18 protein-coding genes are annotated in these 21,214 nt (G+C 37.3%); 6 read left to right on the top strand and 12 right to left on the bottom strand.

Annotated elements, in window-relative coordinates:
• Positions 1 to 20 precede the first annotated feature (20 nt).
• Both ACWPVZ_RS00840 and ACWPVZ_RS00835 read left to right on the top strand, forming a co-directional pair.
• Positions 21 to 1,568 carry an ABC transporter substrate-binding protein/permease gene (locus ACWPVZ_RS00840; RefSeq protein WP_037597348.1) on the top strand — a complete coding sequence of 516 codons (1,548 nt, stop codon included), beginning with the start codon at positions 21 to 23 and terminating at the stop codon, positions 1,566 to 1,568.
• Positions 1,568 to 2,308 carry an amino acid ABC transporter ATP-binding protein gene (locus ACWPVZ_RS00835; RefSeq protein ID WP_013989971.1) on the top strand — a complete coding sequence of 247 codons (741 nt, stop codon included), beginning with the start codon at positions 1,568 to 1,570 and terminating at the stop codon, positions 2,306 to 2,308. Before ACWPVZ_RS00840 ends, ACWPVZ_RS00835 begins: the two co-directional genes overlap by 1 nt.
• Before the next feature lie 74 nt (positions 2,309 to 2,382).
• On the opposite strand, the gene ACWPVZ_RS00830 is transcribed toward ACWPVZ_RS00835, so the two are convergent.
• From ACWPVZ_RS00830 to ACWPVZ_RS00800, 7 genes are all read right to left on the bottom strand, one after another.
• Positions 2,383 to 3,153 (bottom strand): hypothetical protein, encoded by a 771-nt coding sequence (locus ACWPVZ_RS00830; protein ID WP_347096079.1) that lies wholly within the window; start codon positions 3,151 to 3,153, stop codon positions 2,383 to 2,385.
• Between the two features lie 4 nt (positions 3,154 to 3,157).
• Complete coding sequence (locus ACWPVZ_RS00825; RefSeq protein WP_347096078.1) at positions 3,158 to 4,030, bottom strand: ABC transporter ATP-binding protein; 873 nt, start codon at positions 4,028 to 4,030, stop codon at positions 3,158 to 3,160.
• A complete protein-coding gene (locus tag ACWPVZ_RS00820) occupies positions 4,023 to 4,442 on the bottom strand; it encodes an Msa family membrane protein (protein ID WP_155164423.1) in 420 nt (139 codons plus the stop codon). Before ACWPVZ_RS00820 ends, ACWPVZ_RS00825 begins: the two co-directional genes overlap by 8 nt.
• Before the next feature lie 124 nt (positions 4,443 to 4,566).
• Positions 4,567 to 5,307 (bottom strand): amino acid transporter, encoded by a 741-nt coding sequence (locus ACWPVZ_RS00815; protein ID WP_155164424.1) that lies wholly within the window; start codon positions 5,305 to 5,307, stop codon positions 4,567 to 4,569.
• Between the two features lie 374 nt (positions 5,308 to 5,681).
• Entirely contained in the window at positions 5,682 to 7,019 is a 1,338-nt protein-coding gene (locus ACWPVZ_RS00810) for a GHKL domain-containing protein (protein ID WP_454380512.1), read from the bottom strand.
• Positions 7,016 to 7,753, bottom strand: coding sequence for a response regulator transcription factor (locus ACWPVZ_RS00805; protein WP_002889752.1), 738 nt, complete (start codon positions 7,751 to 7,753; stop codon positions 7,016 to 7,018). The genes ACWPVZ_RS00810 and ACWPVZ_RS00805 overlap by 4 nt, the downstream gene beginning before the upstream one ends.
• Positions 7,754 to 7,768: 15 nt before the next feature.
• A complete protein-coding gene (locus ACWPVZ_RS00800) occupies positions 7,769 to 8,245 on the bottom strand; it encodes a LytTR family DNA-binding domain-containing protein (protein ID WP_002889751.1) in 477 nt (158 codons plus the stop codon).
• A 53-nt stretch (positions 8,246 to 8,298) separates the two neighbouring features.
• On the opposite strand from ACWPVZ_RS00800, the gene ACWPVZ_RS00795 reads away from it, so the two are divergent.
• On the top strand, positions 8,299 to 8,697 hold the full coding sequence (locus tag ACWPVZ_RS00795; protein ID WP_038675182.1) for a hypothetical protein: 399 nt from the start codon (positions 8,299 to 8,301) through the stop codon (positions 8,695 to 8,697).
• Between the two features lie 306 nt (positions 8,698 to 9,003).
• Here the strand turns inward: ACWPVZ_RS00795 and ACWPVZ_RS00790 are convergent, their stop codons facing one another.
• On the bottom strand, positions 9,004 to 11,589 hold the full coding sequence (locus ACWPVZ_RS00790) for an SEC10/PgrA surface exclusion domain-containing protein (RefSeq protein WP_454380509.1): 2,586 nt from the start codon (positions 11,587 to 11,589) through the stop codon (positions 9,004 to 9,006).
• A 298-nt stretch (positions 11,590 to 11,887) separates the two neighbouring features.
• On the opposite strand from ACWPVZ_RS00790, the gene ACWPVZ_RS00785 reads away from it, so the two are divergent.
• Positions 11,888 to 12,478, top strand: a complete 591-nt coding sequence (locus ACWPVZ_RS00785; RefSeq protein ID WP_198463521.1) for a VanZ family protein — start codon at positions 11,888 to 11,890, stop codon at positions 12,476 to 12,478.
• Between the two features lie 456 nt (positions 12,479 to 12,934).
• On the opposite strand, the gene rpsO is transcribed toward ACWPVZ_RS00785, so the two are convergent.
• Together rpsO and ACWPVZ_RS00775 are read right to left on the bottom strand one after the other, a co-directional pair.
• Positions 12,935 to 13,204, bottom strand: coding sequence for a 30S ribosomal protein S15 (gene rpsO / locus ACWPVZ_RS00780; RefSeq protein WP_008535715.1), 270 nt, complete (start codon positions 13,202 to 13,204; stop codon positions 12,935 to 12,937).
• A gap of 148 nt (positions 13,205 to 13,352) precedes the next feature.
• Positions 13,353 to 14,510: an MFS transporter gene (locus tag ACWPVZ_RS00775; protein ID WP_225745493.1), complete on the bottom strand. Its 1,158-nt coding sequence runs from the start codon at positions 14,508 to 14,510 to the stop codon at positions 13,353 to 13,355.
• A 107-nt stretch (positions 14,511 to 14,617) separates the two neighbouring features.
• Here ACWPVZ_RS00775 and ACWPVZ_RS00770 point away from each other — a divergent pair, with 107 nt between their 5' ends.
• Both ACWPVZ_RS00770 and def read left to right on the top strand, forming a co-directional pair.
• On the top strand, positions 14,618 to 15,256 hold the full coding sequence (locus ACWPVZ_RS00770) for a Crp/Fnr family transcriptional regulator (RefSeq protein WP_454380505.1): 639 nt from the start codon (positions 14,618 to 14,620) through the stop codon (positions 15,254 to 15,256).
• A gap of 93 nt (positions 15,257 to 15,349) precedes the next feature.
• The gene (def, locus tag ACWPVZ_RS00765; RefSeq protein WP_003095026.1) at positions 15,350 to 15,964 is read left to right on the top strand and encodes a peptide deformylase; all 615 of its coding nucleotides are present in this window, start codon (positions 15,350 to 15,352) and stop codon (positions 15,962 to 15,964) included.
• A gap of 126 nt (positions 15,965 to 16,090) precedes the next feature.
• On the opposite strand, the gene ilvA is transcribed toward def, so the two are convergent.
• Positions 16,091 to 17,341 (bottom strand): threonine ammonia-lyase IlvA, encoded by a 1,251-nt coding sequence (gene ilvA, locus ACWPVZ_RS00760; RefSeq protein WP_347095372.1) that lies wholly within the window; start codon positions 17,339 to 17,341, stop codon positions 16,091 to 16,093.
• 110 nt (positions 17,342 to 17,451) lie between these two features.
• Positions 17,452 to 20,853: a glycoside hydrolase family 66 protein gene (locus ACWPVZ_RS00755; protein WP_198463524.1), complete on the bottom strand. Its 3,402-nt coding sequence runs from the start codon at positions 20,851 to 20,853 to the stop codon at positions 17,452 to 17,454.
• Positions 20,854 to 21,214: the final 361 nt, after the last annotated feature.

Genomic DNA, 21,214 nt, shown 5'->3' with positions numbered 1-21,214 from the left:
TTATAGGAGACATTGTTTCAATGAAAAAAATTATTGTAGCCTGCTTTGCAGCGCTCCTCCTCGTTTTTGGTGGGGTATCAAGCGCTCAAGCAGACGAGTATCTCCGTGTCGGTATGGAGGCTGCCTATGCACCTTTCAACTGGACGCAGGACGATGACTCAAACGGAGCCGTTCCAATCGAAGGGACTAAACAGTATGCCAACGGTTATGACGTGCAAATCGCTAAAAAAATTGCTCAAGCCCAAGGTAAGAAACCCTTGGTGGTCAAAACAGCTTGGACAGGTTTGATTCCTGCCCTCACTTCCGGCAAGATCGATATGATTATCGCTGGTATGAGTCCAACAGCTGAACGTCGTCAAGAAATTGACTTTTCAGATAGCTACTACCGAAGTGAGCCTGTTATGGTTGTTAGCTCTGATGGTGATTATGCCAACGCTAAGAGTCTCAAAGACTTCAAGGATGCTAAAATCACAGCTCAACAAGGGGTTTATCTCTATAATTTGATTGACCAAATCCCAGACGTCAGCAAACAAACAGCTATGGGAGACTTCGGTGCTATGCGCCAAGCCCTTGCATCTGGTATCATCGATGGTTATGTTTCAGAGCGTCCTGAAGCAAAAACTGCCGAAGAAGCTAGCTCAAAATATAAGATGATTACGCTTAAAGATGGTGGTTTCCAGGTTTCAGACGATGACGTGTCCTTGGCCGTCGGTCTTCGTAAAGGAGACAGCCAGCAAATGGAACAAGTCAATAAGGTCCTTGCTGGAATCAGCCAAGAGGAACGTGTCAAACTGATGGATCACATCATTGCCATCCAACCTGCAGATAAGACTGATGAGGCTAAAAAAGGAAACTTCTTTAGTCAGATGAGCGCTATCATCGCTAAGAACTGGCCACAATTCTTACGTGGTACAGGAATTACCCTTCTTATCTCAATTATTGGTACAGTTGTGGGTACTTTTATCGGTCTTATGATTGGTGTTTACCGCACAGCTCCTAAAGCTGCTAATAAATTTGTAGCTTTGCTCCAAAAACTCTTCGGTTGGGTTCTTAATGTCTATATCGAAGTTTTTCGTGGTACGCCAATGATTGTACAATCTATGGTTATCTACTACGGTACTGCCCAGGCCTTTGGTATCAACATTGACCGTACCCTAGCAGCTGTCTTCATCGTTTCTATCAACACCGGAGCTTACATGAGTGAAATCGTTCGTGGTGGTATCTTCGCTGTAGATAAAGGACAATTTGAAGCTGCAACTGCTCTTGGATTTACCCATGGTCAAACCATGCGTAAGATTGTTCTTCCACAGGTTATCCGTAACATCTTGCCAGCTACTGGTAATGAGTTCGTTATCAATATCAAGGATACCTCTGTTTTGAACGTTATCTCTGTTGTGGAACTTTACTTCGCAGGTAACACTGTTGCAAGCCAAACTTATCAATACTTCCAAACATTCTTTGTTATCGCAGCAATCTACTTTGTCCTCACCTTCACAGTAACACGCATCTTGCGTTATGTAGAACGCCGTTTGGATCAAGATACTTACACACAAGGAGGGGTTCACTAATGACTGAGACGATTTTAGAAATTAAAAACCTCAAAAAATCATACGGAAAAAATGAAGTCCTCAAAGATATCTCCCTCAGCGTCAAAAAGGGTGAGGTTATCTCAATTATTGGTTCTTCAGGTTCAGGGAAATCAACCTTCCTTCGCTCTATTAACCTACTCGAGTCACCTTCAGGTGGTGAAATCCTCTATCATGGAGACAATGTCCTTGAAAAAGGTTACGACCTCACTACCTATCGTGAAAAACTCGGTATGGTTTTCCAATCTTTCAACCTCTTTGAAAACCTTAATGTTTTGGAAAATGCTATCGTAGCTCAAACAACCGTTCTCAAACGTGACCGTAAAGAAGCTGAGAGTATCGCCAAAGCTAACTTGGAGAAAGTTGGTATGGGGGAACAATACTGGAAAGCTAAACCAAAACAACTCTCAGGGGGACAAAAACAACGTGTGGCCATTGCCCGTGCCCTCTCTGTTGATCCAGAAGCCATCCTCTTTGACGAGCCAACTTCAGCTCTTGACCCAGAAATGGTAGGGGAAGTACTCAAGACTATGCAAGAGCTATCTGAAACTGGTTTGACCATGATTATCGTTACCCATGAAATGGAGTTCGCACGTGACGTTTCAGACCGTGTCATCTTCATGGACAAAGGAGTAATCGCTGAACAAGGTAGCCCAGAACAAATCTTTGAAAATCCTAAAGAAGAACGTACAAAAGAATTCCTCAAACGTTTCTTGGGTTAAAAACGAAAAAGTTAAGGTTTCGGCCTTAACTTTTTTATTTACTCACTTAACTCCTCAAAATTTTCTATAATAACTTAGTACTCCATGCTATTAAATTTTTTTAGGCCAAACAGACTTAGAATAATACTATAAAACATCGTTAACATAGTAGGACCAACTAAGCCAATCCAAGCGTTATTCACTGTTGTCGTAAATTGACTATAGCCGTTCGGAAAAAGTGTTGCGATAGGACCACCTACAATTGAGGTAATCATCATAATTACAGATAATCCAATTCCTGTAATCATTGTTGTACCTATACCAAATCTAAGAGAAATAAAAGCTGACACAGAAATAGAGAGAACTCCTTTTAAAAATATTACGAAAATACTTTGTAACCCCAAAAAAGTATAGTAAGTATTTTCAGATAAAAAGCGAGTTGTTCCAAAATCCATATGTACTACTCTAGTATAGTGAACAACTAATGAAGATAACAAGAAAACTCCAAAATATACGAGTAGGATTAATAACAAACTAAAGTATTTTGACAAGAAAATATTTTTTCTGTTAATATCCTTATACATGAACATTGTATGATCATCTGTTTCTCTTCTAAAAACTGAGATAGTTAGGAAATAAAGAGCTAAGGTTGGTAAAATCATAGTATCCATAGAATTTAAAATCATATCAGCAAAATCAAGATAACCAACTTTTGAATTCCCAGAGTTTGTAATTTGCATGAAATTAGAATCACCAAAAAGTGAGGCTACCCAATAAACTAGAGGATACAAACTAAACAATAGGAATATTTTTGTCTCTTTTCTTTTCCAAACTGATTCAAATACTGCGGAAAAAATTTGCTTCATAACCTCATCCTTTCATAAATACTTCCTTAAGGTGATTCTCTTTCACTTCGATTGATTCTACCAGAGATTCACTAGCTAATACTCCAAAAATATCATTAAGCGCTTCCTTATCAACAGATATTGGAATATCTAGCAAACCATCGCTTAAAGTAATTCCTTGTGAAATATGATCTTTAAGATTACACATATGATACTTAGAATTTAGGTGAACTACTAAACTTGGCTGAGCCTTACCAATAAAGGACTCCGCAAGTTTCCCACCTTCAATATAGATATATCTATTACACAAAGCTTCCAGTTCTCCAAGTTGATGGCTAGAAATCAACATAGAAATTTGACGTTCACTGGACCATTTTTTTAAAATATCAATTAACTTTTGAACACCTACTGGATCCAGCCCTACAAATGGTTCATCCAAAATTAGAAAGTCTGGTTCAGCTACTAGAGCAATAGCCAAAGCTGTACGCTGCTTCATCCCAAATGAGAATCCTTTGGGTTTACGATTTCGAGATTCCCACAACTCAACTAATTTCAAAGTCCTCTCGATATTAGGATATAACTCTTTTTTTCCATGAAGCTTCAAATAAAACTTTAGATTATCTATAACTGACATTTCTGGATAGAATACTGGTTCAATCATAATTCCAAAGTCTTCCAAAACATTATCATTACTATTTATATCCGTACCATTATAACTAATCTTACCTGAAGTTGGTTTTTGTGATTTTGCCATCATTTTCATTAATGTTGACTTACCAGCGCCGTTTTTTCCAATAAGGCCTACAATTTCTCCCTTCTCAATTTCGAGAGATACATCTGATAGCGAATAAAAATCATTACCGGGAAATTTTTTTGAAAGATTTTCTATTTTAAGCATATTTAGCTCCTTTATTCACTGAAATTTTTTTATTAATAAAGTGCGTTGTCAGTGACACTACATAAAACAGCAATGTCACAAATACTAGTTGAGATACTGATAACAAATTCATTCCAACTTTTACACTCATATCACTATTTGAAAACGTATTAATATTAACAAAATTTGTCCAAGTACCTGATTTAACAGTAACGTAAGCAAATACCAAATACCCTAATAAAGACATTGTAGGTAATAAGAAAGTCAGAAACGTTTTACATTTAAGTTGCTTTAGCTTATATCCAATAAAATTAATAATCAATGGTAACACATATAAAGAAAATAAAAGGATGGGAACAGACATATGAGGCAATAAAAAGATAGTTGCCAAAGTCGTAAGTAAATAAATAAGGGTAATTAATAAGATTAACATTATTCAAAATCTCCTATTAAATCTAAGAAAATAGTTGATGTACCTGCACTATATATCGAGGTAGCTATAGCAAGTAATCTATATGGAAAAACTAGCGATTGAATATTATTCTTCATTTCTCCTCCTAGAATTCCACATTTTTAAATTTATGCATACCTCTTACGTAAAAAATAACGAAGTAGATAATGGAAATAACAACTGCAGCCATATATGATAAAACCCAATTACTTTGAATAAAGTGGATATATCCATTTGGAAAGAGGTACTGAATACCGATTAACATCGGAGAAACAGATGCCGCTAGTGAAAAGAAAACCCCAGCCAATACTGACTTGATAGTTTTAGAGGTGATAGATACCATCACAACTAAAGTAATTGTAATTAGATTTAAATTAATAGTTGAAATTAAGGTAAATAAACTCTTAATTGTAGCTGAAGATTGATTTGCGATAAAGTTTGATGAAACTTCTCCTTTGGGCAACATAAATCCATAATAAGATACAATACTCGTAAAAATAGTTAACCCCAAAAAAATACTGTATACTGCAACTAAACTCAATAATTTGGCATTAAAAATTTTCTTTCTATTAATATCTTTATAAAGAAACATAATACCTGAGTCTATTTCATCCTTAAAAACTGAAGATACAACCAAAGAAAATAAAAGTATAGGCAATACAAAGCGATATTGCGTACTCACTGCTGACTCTAAAAAAGAAAGAAAATTACCTGTATATTCTGAACTCATTCCTTCCATGAACCCTGATAACAATGGAACTAAAACAGGGAGAAAGGCAAATGTAAGAAAAATATTAACATCCTTTCTCTTAAAAACTGATTTGAAAACTGATTTAAATAACAACATATATAATCTCGCTTTCTACTTCATTAGTAGTTAAAAAACAATATTTGATATCAAATCTATTCGGATTGTGAATAACGTTTTGCATATAATCCAATAAATTAAATATAGTAGATTCCTTTCATAAATGATTTAAGCTAAGTATTTTTCTGAACTTGCTCTTACAAAAATTAGTATATATTAAACTTAATAGTTCGCATCTTAAATATAATAAACAGCACATTATTAGTAATAAACGGGCAAAAAATTACAGATAATTCTTTTTAGTAGCAACACTAATATTTATAATTGCACTATTTCAGTATTAACATATCTTTGTTCAATCTTGAAAGATTTCCTAAATACAAAAAAGAAGACATGAATTATATGTCTACTTTTTAATCTTCAAAAACGAATTCTTGTCGAAATTTATACTCATTACTATAAGTTTTTAAATATACTCTACTGTAAGTCGATAGAATCTCATACACATTAGCTAGCCCTATCCCCCTACCATTACCTTTAGTTGAGTAGCCATAATTAAAAATGGCCTTTGTATTAATTCTCTCCTGCTTCGTTGAATTTTCAATAATCATTATTTTACGATTTTCTTCTTGAAAATATACAAATGAAAGCTCTGGTGAAGCTGATTCCAATGAGGCCTCTATAGCATTATCCAAAAAAATGGCTAATAATTTCAACAAATCTATTGAATCTATACTAGCCGGAGCTTTAATAACCTTTTCTATCTCTATAGAAAGTCTAATCCCCTTACTTTGTGCCTCAAACATTTTTGCTGAGACAATAGATTTCATTGCTAAATCCTCTAAATTTACCAAGTTAGCAATATCATAATGCGTATTATAAAAAGTTTTATCTGAATCCAAAAGCACTGAATCATATATGCTTTCAATCCCATCTATGTCTCTATTTTTTATGGATTCATTTAAACTAACTAATATGTTTGTATAATCATGACGAAAACTCTTGATTTCTTTATACAATGACTCTATATGCTCACTATAAATACTCATCGATGAAATCTGTGAGTCCTTAATTTTTTCTAGCTCCCTATTTATATTTTCTTTAACAAGATACTGAATGTATAATAAAAAACCTAAGAATATTGGAAAGTAACTATAAATAATTACCCTATTAATATATATGTCTTCTATATTAAAAGAAATCCAGCCCGCATGCTCTAATGTAGGTATACTTAGTAAAATATAGCTAGATGTATAATACAATATCATTGTCATAGTAAATAAATTAACAATTTTTGTTAACTTATTATTTTTAATTTCTCTTGACAGTGTATTTAAATCTATTCTTACTAATTTTAAAAACAAAACATATAGAGGAAAGGATGAAAGTGTAGGAATCCAATCTAGCCAAACGTTATTTTCCAAAGTAGTCTCTGGTATTTTAAATACAAATTGAAAATAAAGAGAAGACAAACTGCTAAATATCTCATAGATAGCTAAAGTGAAAAAGCAATAGAATAAGGATTGAACCCAAGACCAATGTTTTTTTGTTTTTATGAATAAAACAATTAAAGGTAGGAAAAAGAATTCACCCCAGAATACAATATCATAAAAAAAGTATTCCACAAGAGTAAATAAAATAGGAATAATAAATAAGTGTCTAACTTTAAATTTGTAATCACTAACTTGTTGAAAGATGACTAATCTAATAACCCACCCAATAAAAAATACTCCCTCATACTCAAATTTCATCTCAAAGTAATCCTCTCAACTAAACCTTTTAATTTCATACGAGATACAAAACAAGATTCATCATTTTCAAAGAAAACAGTATGATTTGATTTGTCAATACGAATAATATTCTCTGGATTCACTACATAAGATCTATGACTTTGGTAGAGTCTTTTGTCTGCCTTCGCAATATCTGAAACTTTACCATAAAATTCCATATGGCCTTTCTTCGTCGTTAAAATTACCTTATGAATCGTAGGTGAGGTCTCAAAATAAAGAATATCTGAAAAAGGAACTTGTATTTGGGAATGTTCTGATTTAAAACAAAATGAATCTTCACCTATTGTTTTATTAACACTACCAGTAGCATGTATCAAAACAGACGAAATAGCTTCCTGATAATCTTGATCACTTAACCCTTTGTCGATAAAGTCCAAAGCAGATACACGGTAACTGTAGGTGACTGGCATAAATTCTGAGTGAGTCGTCACAAAGACAATCGACGCACTAGGATCTTTTTCACGGATTTCACGCGCAATCTCCATTCCTCTCTTTTTATCTCCTTTAATTTCAATATCAAGAAAGAAAAATTGATGATTTCCTGTCTCTTTAATTGCATCTAACAACTGTTGAGGCTTACCAAAGACTTCTAAATACCTATACCTCATTTTATTATCAGACATACATTTCTTAATCGCTGTCTCAATACGAGTTTGCTGAAAAAAATCATCTTCTAGAACAAAAATATTTAACATATATATCCTCTTAAACTATAAATTCTTCCAATCCTTTAAAACTTCAGTAAGTTTTCGTCGCGAACAGACAATGGAATTAACTTTACTATTATCAAACATAATTCGTCTAGTTCCTAAATCAATAGCTTTTATACGCTTAAGATTAACTAAATATTTTCTATGACAGCGCCTAAAAACTAACCCCATATCTATTTCAAAGTCTTTTATTTTTCCATAAGTCTCAAAAATTCCATTATCAGTTATAAACTGCAAAAGTCTTGGACAATCTGACATTGTACCGATATATAGAATCTCTCCAATTGGGATTTTAACCGACATGCTATCTTTTTTAGCAACAATATAATCCATCATTTCCCCCTTACTATAACATAATTTAATCATAACAAAGAGTTCTCTTAAAAAACTAAAATTACATCCAACGGTACTTTTTTTGTCATAAACGGTAAAATTATCTCTACCATTACAAAATAAACACCATTCACGACAAGCCAAACCTCTTATTTACTCATCATGATAAAATTGATAATAAAAAGAAAGGTAAAATTATGAGTGATAAAATCTATATAATTCAACCATTTAGATATCAACAACCACTGACCAAAATCCTTAAACAATTGCTTAAGAAAAAATACCCTAATACCAGATTAAAAATTAAACATAGACAAGGTGATATTCAAAAACAAAAACTAGGTACCCCCACTAATGTCTATTTTATCATATACGATCCTCAACTAAAATCTTGGGATGGATTACATATCTCCAAAAAAATCAGACAAATAGAACCAAAATCTATTCTGATATTAGTTTCAACCACTATGGACCACACCAAATTTTTCAGAAGCCATATCGGATTTTTAGGAGTCATTAATTTTCACAAATTCTCTAAATCTGAAATAGAAGATTATCTAGAATATTGCTTTAAATTAATATCAAAAGTCGCTTAAGAATATTTCATATAAAAGATAAACTAAACTCCATTATCAAATTGAATATGATTCTGCTCTATAATTTTAAAATAATTATTGTTTGTTGATAATATATTAATCAGCAAATGAGTCTTTCCTATGTGAAAAAAAATGCCAGAAAACTATTAAGTTTTCTGGCATTCGGAAGTTTTGAGACATTAGACTCAAAACTTAGTCATGGAACTTCGCAGAAGGTCGCTGACGTCCGCCATCACATAATGAAAGACTCAGTAGAAGATTGCATTTTCATAATAAAAAAACGGCAGTTGCCGTTTTTTTCTATGATTAGTTACGACGTGTACGTCTGTCAACAAAACCAAGGAAGGCCAATAGTGTCATAAAGAGACCTACAAGACTGAATCCTACTGCAGTTGACTCACCTGTTTCTGGCAAGCTGTCTGTTTCTGGCAAGCTGTCTATTTCTTGTACAGGAGCTTGTTTCTCTGCTTTTGCTTGACCATAATTTACAGGAATTTGAGCCGCCGTTTGAGCTGCTTTTTCTTGTGTTGTGAAAGCAACAACTTTACCATCTACATCGTAAACAGGTACTGGTGTAAGACCTTTAGAGATGATGTTAGCATACTCTTTAGCCAATTGTGTTTGAAGCTCTTTGTCTGCCTTAGCTTTCATATAGTTATCGAAAGCTGTTTGAACTGTCGTGTATTCGCTCGTTAATTTATCACGTTTAGCAGACAATTCAACCAGTTTCGCACGTTCAGTTGAAAGAGCACCTTTCGCCGCAGTAAATTTAGCAAAGGCCGTTGCACGTTCTGCCTTAGCCTTAGCTAGGTTAGCTGAAGCATTTGTAAGAGCTGCTACACGGTTCTTAGCAGAAGCCAAAGCTTGGTTAGCTTGTGTCAATGCTACTTGTTTCTTAGCAGTATCTTGCTTAGCAGCGTTGTATGCATTTGTCAAACGTTGCAAGGTCGCAGAACTTGTCGCAAGTTTATCTTTAGCTGTTTGAAGCTCTGCTTGTTTTTCATCAAGAGTTGCTTGAGCTTTGCTAAGGGCTGCTGCTTTTTCTTGTGCATTAGCATTAAGATTTTCAACTGCAGCATTAGCTTTTTCCAATTCTGATTTAGCAGTTGCAAGGGCGGCTTGTTTTTCAGAAAGGTTATTCTGAGCAGCTGCCAACTTGCTTGCAGTCGCTTTAAGAGCTGCAAGTTCTGATTGAGTATTCTTAAGTTTAAGAGTTGCTGACTCAGAAGCAGCTTTCTTGCTAGCCAAATCACTTTGAGCTTGATCGTTAGCTTGTTTAGCAGCTTCATAAGCTGCTTTTGCAGCTGCTAGATTTGCATTTGAAGATGGTTGAGATTGGTTACCTACATATGGGTTAGCAATCTTAGTTGTGTCAAAGCTACTATCAGAAGCGATAGAATTTTTATTGACATTGTTTACGTGAACGTTAAAGGCACCGGCAACAACACTGATGTCTGTACCAATGTAAGCCTCACCACCATCTGCTGTAAGTCCAGAGATAGAACGAGCATGGTTCCACTCATTACCATTAAACATGAAGTCGAGCATAGCTTCATAGACATATTTCTTAATGTCGTTAAGTGTAAATGGTCCTGTCAAACCTTGCCATGTATTAAGATTTTCACCAATACTTACACTATTAAACGACTTACCAGCACGGTCAAGGGCGGCACTATCATGTCTTTTATGGGTAATAGCTTCCCAACCCCAGTTATCTGCTACATAACCATCTGAAACACGATCAGCTGCAAGAACACTACCTTTTGAAACAGATGTTTGAGTTGTACCAAAGACTGTACGAATTTGGTTAATCAAACTTGAAGCATACAATGACAAATCTGTAATTTGAGCTTCACTAAGATTATTCAAATCACTAATTTTAACATTTTTATCTGCTTCATTGTCTTGATAACTATTGTTACCACGATCACGTTTATTGACGTTCTTCAAGACTTGTTCAGCTTGAGCTATTTCTGCTGCTGTCGCTGTTTTAGACTCATGAATCTTAAGGGCATTAACATACTCTTGTGATACTGAGAATTTTTGACGAACATTAGCTGTTGAAGTTGTTGAAGATTCTGCTTTTTTCTTAGCTGCTTCAGCGGCTGCAAGGGCAGCTGCCTTTTCATTAGCTACTGTTTGAGCAGTCTCATAGGCTGCTTTAGCTTGGTTTGCTGCATTTTGGTCTGCAGTCAATTGACCTTCTTTAGCTGAAATAGCAGTAGCTTTTTCTTTATCAGCTGCCTGAGCTGCTGCCAATTCTTCTTGAGCTTTTTTCTCAGCTACTGTTGCAGCGTCAAAAACTGATTGTGCTTTAGCTTGGTTAGAAGCTGCCTCAGAAGCGCTAGAACCATTAAGAGCTGCTTTAGCAGCATCTACTGATTTTTGAGCATTAGCAACTTCACTAGCTTTAGCATTGACATTAGCTTGATCTGTATTAACGACAGATTGCTGTTTGTCTGCTGCATCTTTGGCAGTTTTTTCTGCTGATTGAGCTGTTTCGACTGCTGACTTAGCTTCCTTAGCCGCATTTTCTGCAGTAGTTACTTGACCTTGAGCGGCAGCAATAGTTTCTGGGCTTGCTTCATCGGCTGCTGTTTGTGCCTTTTGCAAGTTAGCATCTGCTATCGCTAGATTTGCTTGAGCCTGGTTGGCAACTGCTTCATGATTAGCAACTACTGACTCTTGTTGCGATACTGCTTGATTTGCAGCGCTGGCTTGTTCTCTAGCCGCTTCAACTTGGGCTTGAGTTGGGACAGCTTGTGTAGCTGTCGATGATACTGATGCTGTTGTTGAGGCTTGATCGTTTGTCGTTACCTCATCAGCTTTAGCAACTGTAGCAGAAACTGCAAGTGCTGCAATTCCAGCTGTCGCCAAAACCTTTTTATTCATAAGACGAACTCCTTTTTATGTTAAAAATTCACTACTATATAATAACATTTTAATAATCCTGAAACAAGATGCTGACTCCTAATTTTTTAAATTTAATTATTTTATAAGCTTTCATAGCCTGTTTACAAAAACCATTAAATTGTTAGTCAAAAGTAGAGTTGCTGTTTCAAAGTCCTTTTTTAGTCTTTGATTCTGCCTTATCTTTCCATTCTATCAAAACTTCGTTACAGTTTCTTAACTTTCTTTAAACGTTTTTTTGATATAATGTGTACTCATCATATGCAAATGGAGGAGCAAAGTGGCAAAAACATTAAAAACATTGAGTAATATCTTACTAGGAAGCCTATCACTGTGCTTGTCTTATTGGTTTTATAGGGGTCATCTCGAACAGTACGTTCATTACATCGCCCATTATGGCTCCTACTTCCAAGTCTTACTCAACCTAGTCATCATAGTCCTACTTAGTTACTTTGTCTATGCTTTTTTGAAACTCCTTCTTACCAGACAGCTGAAAAAACAGACACTGCTCCTACTCTACTTCATTTACTTTCTTGCTCTCTTCTACCTACTTTTCTTGAAAAACATTGGTACCCAAGGTCTCTCACTTAATCCCCTTTCCTTCGCTCGGGAATTATACTGGGGAAGCCACTTCGTTCCCACCATGAACCTATTAATGTTCATTCCTCTGGGACTCCTCTTTTCTTCACGATTGAGTAATCTCCTACTTTGTCTCCTGACCCTTTTCACCGTCGAATCCATTCAGTATTTTGGACATTTGGGAGTCTTTGATTTAGGAGATATCGCCTTAAATATGCTAGGTATCCTTGTCGGAACCGCTATCCATCAACTCCCTCAATTTCAAACAGTTATCAAAAAGATTTTAAGATAGAGAAGCCTCCAGAATTAAATCTGGAGGTCTTTTACTGGCTCTATAGATCAATCATCATAAGGAATTCTTAGATGAATACCGCAAGACTGCCCTCTGAATCTAGAGAGCTGTTTTGAACTCGAGCTAAAATCCTAGTGAAAAAGAAAAACTGACCCATTATAGAGCAGTTCCATTTTCGTGTATTCAATTGAACAAGGCCTAAGCACTTGGCAAAAAAGATAAAATCTCCTAGAAGCTAAAATTTCTTCGTCAATTTTCCTATTTTTGCTTTGTACTTTTGACGGCCTTTGTATCTTGGGGATTGAACATAAACCAAAAAAATAACAGCCCTCTAAATCTAGAGAGCTGTTCTGAACTCGGGCTAAAATCCTAGTGAAAAAGAAAAACTGCCCCATCATAGAGCAGTTCTATTTTCGTGTATTCAATTGAACAAGGCCTAAGCACTTGTATCTTGAATTAACGACGAAGTCCAAGTGAGCTGATCAACTCACGGTAACGGTTAACGTCTGTACGGCGAAGGTATGCCAACAAGTTACGACGGTGACCAATTTTTTTCATCAAACCACGGTAAGTAGCGTGGTCTTTTTTGTGTTGTTTAATGTGGTCGTTAAGGTGGTTGATTTCCCAAGTAAGGACAGCAACTTGAACCTCTACTGAACCAGTGTCACCTTCGTGACGTGCGTATTGAGCAATGATTTCATTTTTTTTCTCTTTTGAGATTGCCATGTTTTTTCTCCTTTTTTTGCTCCATCCGAGTCTTAGGATTGGCTCTCCTAAAACCAAGAAAGAGTTGGTTTGTCTTTACGACCTCTCTATTTTAGCTTATCTACTAATCTTTGTCAATCACAAGATTCGCTGTTTAGATTTCTACATCTTAGACTTTTTTTGTCATTCTTGATTTCATCAAAAACCCAAGGAAAAGTAGGAAACTTACTATAGCATAGGCTAGGAAAATCCAACTAAAACTTGGAGATACAAGTGCCAATAATTTCAAAACATAAGGAGAGAGGGCAGACCCTAGGTTACACCCCAAGAGGACATAGGCTGTCGCTTTGTTCAACAGATTTCTAGCAATACGCTCAGAAAGTCGGTTAAAGATAATTGTCAAAACAGTACTATAGAAGAAACCAACACCAACTGAGGATAAAATCAAAATCGGTAAGTTACTAGCCACTGACATCCCAAAGAGACAAACCGCCAATAAAAACATCACTATATGCAAAAGATGATTCTTAAAATATCCTATAAGAGAAGCGAAACTTAGTCCAGCTACAATTCCAATTCCCTGCTCTAAACTAAGTACTAAAGCTGATTGCCCACTCGCAATGGTCTTACCAGCAACCTGAAATAGAGGCACGCGCAAACTAATCGAAGAATTAATACAGATGACAAATCCTGCTAAAAGGGCCATGCTAAGGATCATACTAAGGTCTTTTTTGTTTAGACCTTGTTTACTTTTTGTAATCTGCTTCCTCTCCACCTGATCCATCGTTGGCACAAAAAGGAGGTACATGGTCAGAATCACAAAACCAAGACCATAAATAAGAAAGGCAAAGGTCCAATGGATTTTCAATAGTTGACCAACCAAAAGAGAACACGAAGCTCCACCAATCAACTCCATGGAGCCACGAATACCTAACATCTGAACCCGTTCTTTACCTTGAAAACGTTGACTGATGATGGCAATCGCCTTAGCATTGATAAGGCCAATCCCCATCCCAAAAGCAATACGTGACAGTAAGACAAGAGGATAGGCTTGTACAAAAAAAGGAAAAATCCCAGCACTACTAAGTAAAAGCAATCCAGTCACAATTAGCTGTCTATCACTTAACCTTTTGTCAATAAATGAATTAAGTAAGAGCATCGCTACTACGGAAAATGAAGGGACAGATACTAAAAGCTCCACTTGCGCGGCAGAAAAGGTTGGGCTATAGTAGTCCAACATAGGTGGTAGCGCTGTTGAAATCGAAAAGGCCGAAATCAAGAGCAAGGATAGCCCAAGTAGGCTCATTTTTTCTAAAATTCGTGTCATAATATAGGGATTAGAACATCCTTTCCTTACTTGTCTGATAGTTATTTTTTCATTATAATCTAAGGAGACTTTAAAAAATAGGACCTAGGTCCTAAAAAAGGAGATGTATGCGTAATCATGCCATAAGACCTCAACTTGATCAGGTCTTTCCACCCCCCTACCTCTACCAATTACAGAAAGTCACCTTTCAAAAGAATGATTATATTTGTACCCAAGGAAAAGCTATCACAGAGCTAACCTACATTTTGTCAGGAAAGGTAAAAATTGTGCGTTCTCTCTTCAATGGTAAAGAACATATCCTAGAAATGCTTAACCAACCACAAATATTTGGAGATGTAGAACTCATGACCAATCAACCAGCAGGGTCATCAGTCATTGCTTTAGAAGAGGTTCAAGCAGTTCAGCTCCCTTTAAATAATAAAGAAGAGCTCCTCAAAGATCCCGTTTTTCTCTATCAAATTGGGCATAACCTAGCCATGGCACTGCATAAACAGGGTATTACTGCCTCAACAAATGCAAGCTACTCTGTCAAAGAGCGTCTGGCTACTCATATGTTGAGTATTGAGGAAGAAGGTGTTTTTCAACTATCACCATCTATCCTAGCTGCCAGTTTTGGGACTAGCTATCGCCATGTGCAACGAGTCATCAAACAATTTATCAATCAAGGAATTATTGAAAAAGAAGCTTTTAAGACCTATCGTATTTTAAAGAGACAAACCTTGGAAAAACTGGCTTTTATCGATTAGAATAAGCCTCACTTTAACCCTTGATGGTTTAATTTTCAACCCTTTTGTGCTATAGTTATAAACAAGTAAATCAAAGAAAATAGAGGTAAACAAATGGACGCTCAAACCAAAATTATCCGCGCCAGCCATATGATTGATATGAATGATATCATTCGCGAAGGAAACCCAACCTTGCGTGCTGTCGCTGAAGATGTAACCTTCCCACTATCAGACGAAGACATTATCCTAGGTGAAAAAATGATGCAGTTTCTTCGTAATTCACAAGATCCTGTTATTGCTGAAAAAATGGGGCTTCGTGGGGGAGTCGGTCTTGCAGCCCCACAATTGGATATTTCAAAACGCATTATCGCCGTTCTCGTTCCAAACCCTGAAGACGCTGAAGGTAATCCACCAAAAGAAGCATATAGCCTTCAAGAAATCATGTACAACCCTAAAGTAGTTGCCCATTCTGTTCAGGATGCTGCCTTGGGTGATGGAGAAGGATGCCTCTCAGTCGACCGCGACGTTCCTGGTTATGTGGTTCGTCATGCTCGAGTAACTGTTGAATACTACAACAAAGAGGGCGAAAAGCAACGTGTTAAGCTCCGTGGGTACAACTCAATTGTTGTTCAACATGAAATCGACCATACTAACGGTATCATGTTCTACGACCGCATCAATAAAGACAATCCATTCGCCATTAAAGATGGACTCTTGATTATCGAATAAAGAAAGCCTCAGTAGCAATACTGAGGTTTTAATTTGAAGATAAAGCCTTAGTGCCTCCGTATAGCTGGGTTAAAGTAGAAAAGAACCGACTTTCTTCGATTCTTTTTTCATTATGTGAACCTGTCCTCAGACAAGCATATTGTAAAGTGTTTCGTTACCGTGAAGGTTGATATAACTTGGGTCAAAGGCCGAAAGACGCTCGAGAAGTCCATCATAATCGTTCTTGTCACTAAGAGCGATACCAATGAGAACTGGACCTTTTCCTTTATTAGCACGTTTGATGTACTCAAAACGAGTGATATCATCATTTGGTCCCAAGATATCATTTACAAATTCACGAAGGGCACCAGGACGTTGTGGGAAGTTAACCACAAAGTAATGCTTGATACCATCGTAGATAAGCGCACGTTCTTCCATCTCTGGCATACGGTTAATATCATTGTTACCACCTGAAATGATGCAGACGATGGTTTTTCCTTTAATCTCATCTTTAATCACTTCCAAAGCTGCTACTGATGCTGCACCTGCGGGTTCTGCAATGGTACCAACCTTAGAGTACATATCAATTAGGGTTTCTGAAATCAAGCCTTCATCAACTCCCAAGAGACGGTCAACATATTTACGTGCAACTTCATAGGTCTTGACACCTACCTTTTGAACAGCAATCCCATCCGCAAACTTATCAATTTCTTCGAGTTTTATAGGATAACCACGGTCAAAGGCAGCACGCATACTACGCGCACCACTAGCCTCAACACCAATAACTTCCATAGATGGTGCCACATCCTTGATATAAGTAGCCACACCAGAGATAAGGCCACCGCCTCCGACTGGAACCAAGATACTATCAAAGGAAACACCTTCCTCTTGAGCCTGCTCATAAATTTCATAAGCAACAGTTCCTTGACCCGCTTGGACATTATAATCGTCGAATGGATCAATGAAAGTCATGCCTTCAGACTTGGTATATTCCTGCGCTGCTTGAGCAGAAGCATCAAAGGTATCTCCCACCAATTTGATTGTTACAAACTTGCCACCAAAGAAACGGACTTGACCAATTTTTTGGAGAGGCGTTGTTACTGGCATAAAGATGGTTGCCGGAATCCTCATCTCGTTACAAGTGTAGGCAACCCCTTGAGCATGGTTTCCGGCTGATGCACAAACCACACCACGCGCCTTATCCTCATCACTCAATTGATGAATAGCATAGTAGGCTCCACGCAATTTGAAAGAGCGTACCTTTTGCATATTTTCTTTTTTAATATAAATGGTCGCCCCGTATTTTTCAGATAAGTAGCGATCAAAATCTAGTGGTGTGCGTTCCACCACGTTTTTTAAGACTTCATTAGCCTTTACGATATCATTTGCAGTAATCATTGGCTCTCCTTTGACACAATATTCAAACTATTTCTATTGTATCACAATTTTCAGAAAAAATAGCAGCCAGTATAAAGAAAACTCCTTGTTTACACAAAGAGTTCTACTTATTATTTATCAACTTTTTTTGACATCAAGAAGTTACGAAGAGCTGCAAGGGTTGCCGCACCTGCAAGGACAATAGCTGTAAGGATAGCTACAGCATGTTCTCCCCACTTGTGAGATTTTGCTGTTTTAGCAATTGTAGCCTTAAGATCTTCAGCTGTTCCTTTTTCACCTGCTTGCGTCGTTGTCTTACTTGCAAGGTTAAGATCTTGACTACCACTGTAAGTGTTATCTGACGAAGCTGTATTGTTAAGGTCTTGACGGCTACTGCGAGTATAGCTAACATTTGTTGTAATGCTATCAATCATCTCAACAATATTTCTGATTGTAGTTGCATCGTACAAGCCACCCTCAGTATCTTTCAAGATTGATACTGCTAATTTTTCAATAGAAGCTGCTGAAGAAGCTGCTACCATAGAGTGAGATTCTGAGCTTGCTGTTTCTGAATATCTTGCATAATTGCTAAAGAGTGACGCTGCTTCTGTAATCGTTTCAGAAGTACTTGGTAAGTTTTCTGAGACGCGAGGAGCTGCAGAGAGTCTATTCCAACTATTGATGTTTTCTGATAGTCCATCAAGGATGACTTCCTCAGACGTGCTCACTGTTTCTGAAATTGCCGAAGTCACTTCTGAAGTGCTCACTTGACTTTCTGATTCTGTCAATGAAACAGCTGGTTCTTTAACTACTTCTGATTCTGAAACGACTGTGCTGATTGAATTCTCTGATTCAGATGCTGAAGTCTCGGAAGTTGATGCTTCTGAGATAATATCAGTTTCTGAGACCTTCGATGACACTGTTGTGCTTTCTGCTACTTCTGATGAGGCTGTTGAGTTTACTAACTCGTCAACTGTTGGTGCTGGTTTAGTTATTTCATCTAGTTTAGGAGCTTCAACAGATGGTTTCGTATCAGTTGGAGCCTCTGAACCTTTGTTTACTGTTGTATTTTCGGATTTAGCTGTTTCTGAGCTTGCTTCAGATGTTACGGTATTGTCTGCTTTCTTACCAGCTTGGTTAGTAACTAGTTTCAAGATAACTGGTTCTACCGGTGTTGCTGTTGTGTCTTCCTTGATATAGAGCATGTTCCAAAGCGTTAGTTTAGGAACTGAAATGACAAGTACTGGTTGACCATTTTCATCTGTTTCAAGACTTGCTTGTGCCTTCTTCATGCTTGAAGTTGCCCAATCATCTGGTGACGTCACATAGACTTGATCAGTAATTTTAGCTGCTTCTTGGGCTGTTTTACCTGCTAGACTAAGACGAACTGTGAGATTTTCTTGAGCGTCCGGTGTTTTATTATCCGCATAACCCTCTTCATTATGCCAGCCCGCATTGATGCCCATCATGTTAATCATTTGAACAGTTGAGAAACCTTTTCCTGATTTAGCAAATGTCCAAACTTGATCTCCTGTCACACCTAGAGCATCCTTAGAAAGGATTTCACCAGCAGTATTCTTGGTAGACACAGACTGAGTGCTGTTAATCACACCCTCACCACGGAGAAGATTTTCATAAGCAGTGATAAACTGTTGGTAATTGTAAAGCTTACGAATAGTGTCCTTAGCCACACTGAGGTATTGAGTTGGGTAATAGGCACTTTGAAGGACGTTTAGGGCTGCATTAGCATTGGCAAGGGCTGCAATGGACATGTGATAGCCACCGGCTGCAGCTACTGTCGCATCTACGAGAAGAGTCGCGTCAGCTTGCAATGGCTTACCAGCAAGGGCATCTTTACCAGCACCGTTAGTTGCTTTTCCACCAGGAACAGTATAATCAATACCTGGTTCTTCCATGTAGGCACCAACGATAAGTGATTTACCAGTTTTATTGCGTACCATATCGATACGTGCTTTCAAATCGCCATAGGCAACCTGCATACGTCCTGGAATAACTGAACCACCGTTTGTCCAGAGCTCATTATAAACAACATCTTGACGTGCCTTGGCTAATTTATCATCATTACCACCATTGACATCATTGATTGTGATGTAGTACTTTTCACCAATGAGGTCTTTCATAGCATTAATAAATGACGCATATGAATCAGACATCATGTATGAGTCAGCCTCGTCTGAGCTGTTACGGTGCTCATAATCAGTCACACGGTTGTCACCAATTGTATCACCTTGCCAACCATCGAAGCCCATACGATCCATAGCTGATTTCATGACACCCGCAATGTATTTTTGCCAATCTGGATTAGCCGGATCATAGTAAACTTGAGTTGGGTTATCACCGATAGTGTAAGTCATCGGCTCACCCTTCTTACCAAAGCTATCGTAGAAGTTATAAGCCAAAGCAGCAAGTGGAAGGGCTGGATTCTTTGGATTTGAATCTGCTGAAATCATGTTATAAAGCATGGCAACAGCACCTGACTTATGAACTTGGTCAACCAATTCTTTAACAGCCTTAGTGTCAACCTGAGTATGACTCCAGGTATTCCATTTTTGAACAAAGCTATCAACACCTTCTGGGAAAGGATCTGTAGCTTCACTATAAGCATCATAGAAGAAATATGAGTTGATATTCATAGACTTCATGAGATCAAGCTCTTTACGGTAGGCTTCAAGATTTTTAACAAGAATACTGTTTTGATCCGTTGGCGAACCTGCTACGATACCGTAACGTGGGAAAACTGTCCAATCATCTTCAACAGACAAGCCAGCACGCTTGCTTGACAAAGTACTACCTGATTTATCGTTGACACTGATTGTCACCAAGTAACCTGTATTGTTTGTCAACCACTCTGACGCTACTGTCAAGTTTGAAACCTTAGCTGAGGTTCCTGCCGCTAGCGTAAGGTCAACGTTATCTTGACCGATGATCTCCGAAGCATGTTGAAGTGTCAAGTTGACAGTCATCGTCTTAGTTTCTGCAGTTGGATTAGACACAACAACAGAATAGTTAATATCACCATCTGTCTTGCTATAAGCAGCTTTTGTTGTTTCTGGATCTGTCAAGTAAGCATCACCATTTAAGTTTTGCTCTGTCACTTCTGTAACTGGTGTCACTTGAGCAGTTGAATGGCGTCCTGCTTCAGTAGCATTATCAGATGATGATGTGATGGTTTCCACAGCAGCTGACTCAGGAGCTAGTGCTTCACTGGCTACAAGCATTTCTGAGCTAGCACTCTCTGCTGACACAGCTTGTGAAAATATTGTAGAAGCTGTTGCTGTTGTTGCAGTATCTGTCGCAACAGCGGCAGATGATGGACCTACTTCTGTTGTCGCAACTGGAGCAACTGTCTCCGTTGGTACCACCACCAAGTTATCTGCTTCAGTCGTAATGACTGGTTTTGTTGCTTCTGAACTGACCATGTTATCTGCCTTGGCGACATGATTCATCCCTAGGACACCGCCGGCTACAAACAAACCTGATAGTAATTTATTTGACGCTACTTTCTTTGACATCTCTCTATCCCTCTAAAAAAGTTTAAATCACCTCGGCGTTTCAAATTATCACTATTTGTATTTGCATGCTGTAAACTCGAGTTATTTTTTAGTTTCATAAAAATCGCTTGGTGTTTCTTATGAAACTAATGTTAACTTAATCTTTTTTGTAAGACAAGGGAATTTCCGGCAATCCTCGTAAACGGTAATTTTTTCATCATGAATGGTCGGTTTTTTCAGAAATTTGAGAACAACATTTTCTAATTTCATTAAACATTCACTTGGTTAAGCCTACTTAAAATAACAAAAATAAATCTCAAATAATGAAAATCGAGCACCTAAATTGCCCATACGATGAGAGTTAAAAAACCACCTCTCACAC

The organism is Streptococcus sp. Marseille-Q6379 (assembly GCF_965119505.1).
This window is presented reverse-complemented; position numbering and strand designations above follow the sequence as displayed.

Excerpts from the sequence above, each read along its gene's own strand:
- ACWPVZ_RS00835 (WP_013989971.1), top strand. The coding sequence starts at position 1,568 with ATGACTGAGACGATTTTAGAAATTAAAAACCTCAAAAAATCATACGGA.
- ACWPVZ_RS00775 (WP_225745493.1), bottom strand. The coding sequence starts at position 14,510 with ATGACACGAATTTTAGAAAAAATGAGCCTACTTGGGCTATCCTTGCTC.
- ACWPVZ_RS00820 (WP_155164423.1), bottom strand. The coding sequence starts at position 4,442 with ATGTTAATCTTATTAATTACCCTTATTTATTTACTTACGACTTTGGCA.
- ACWPVZ_RS00795 (WP_038675182.1), top strand. The coding sequence starts at position 8,299 with ATGAGTGATAAAATCTATATAATTCAACCATTTAGATATCAACAACCA.
- def (WP_003095026.1), top strand. The coding sequence starts at position 15,350 with ATGGACGCTCAAACCAAAATTATCCGCGCCAGCCATATGATTGATATG.
- ACWPVZ_RS00825 (WP_347096078.1), bottom strand. The coding sequence starts at position 4,030 with ATGCTTAAAATAGAAAATCTTTCAAAAAAATTTCCCGGTAATGATTTT.
- ACWPVZ_RS00830 (WP_347096079.1), bottom strand. The coding sequence starts at position 3,153 with ATGAAGCAAATTTTTTCCGCAGTATTTGAATCAGTTTGGAAAAGAAAA.
- ACWPVZ_RS00815 (WP_155164424.1), bottom strand. The coding sequence starts at position 5,307 with ATGTTGTTATTTAAATCAGTTTTCAAATCAGTTTTTAAGAGAAAGGAT.
- ACWPVZ_RS00770 (WP_454380505.1), top strand. The coding sequence starts at position 14,618 with ATGCGTAATCATGCCATAAGACCTCAACTTGATCAGGTCTTTCCACCC.
- rpsO (WP_008535715.1), bottom strand. The coding sequence starts at position 13,204 with ATGGCAATCTCAAAAGAGAAAAAAAATGAAATCATTGCTCAATACGCA.
- ilvA (WP_347095372.1), bottom strand. The coding sequence starts at position 17,341 with ATGATTACTGCAAATGATATCGTAAAGGCTAATGAAGTCTTAAAAAAC.
- ACWPVZ_RS00755 (WP_198463524.1), bottom strand. The coding sequence starts at position 20,853 with ATGTCAAAGAAAGTAGCGTCAAATAAATTACTATCAGGTTTGTTTGTA.
- ACWPVZ_RS00810 (WP_454380512.1), bottom strand. The coding sequence starts at position 7,019 with ATGAAATTTGAGTATGAGGGAGTATTTTTTATTGGGTGGGTTATTAGA.
- ACWPVZ_RS00790 (WP_454380509.1), bottom strand. The coding sequence starts at position 11,589 with ATGAATAAAAAGGTTTTGGCGACAGCTGGAATTGCAGCACTTGCAGTT.
- ACWPVZ_RS00805 (WP_002889752.1), bottom strand. The coding sequence starts at position 7,753 with ATGTTAAATATTTTTGTTCTAGAAGATGATTTTTTTCAGCAAACTCGT.
- ACWPVZ_RS00840 (WP_037597348.1), top strand. The coding sequence starts at position 21 with ATGAAAAAAATTATTGTAGCCTGCTTTGCAGCGCTCCTCCTCGTTTTT.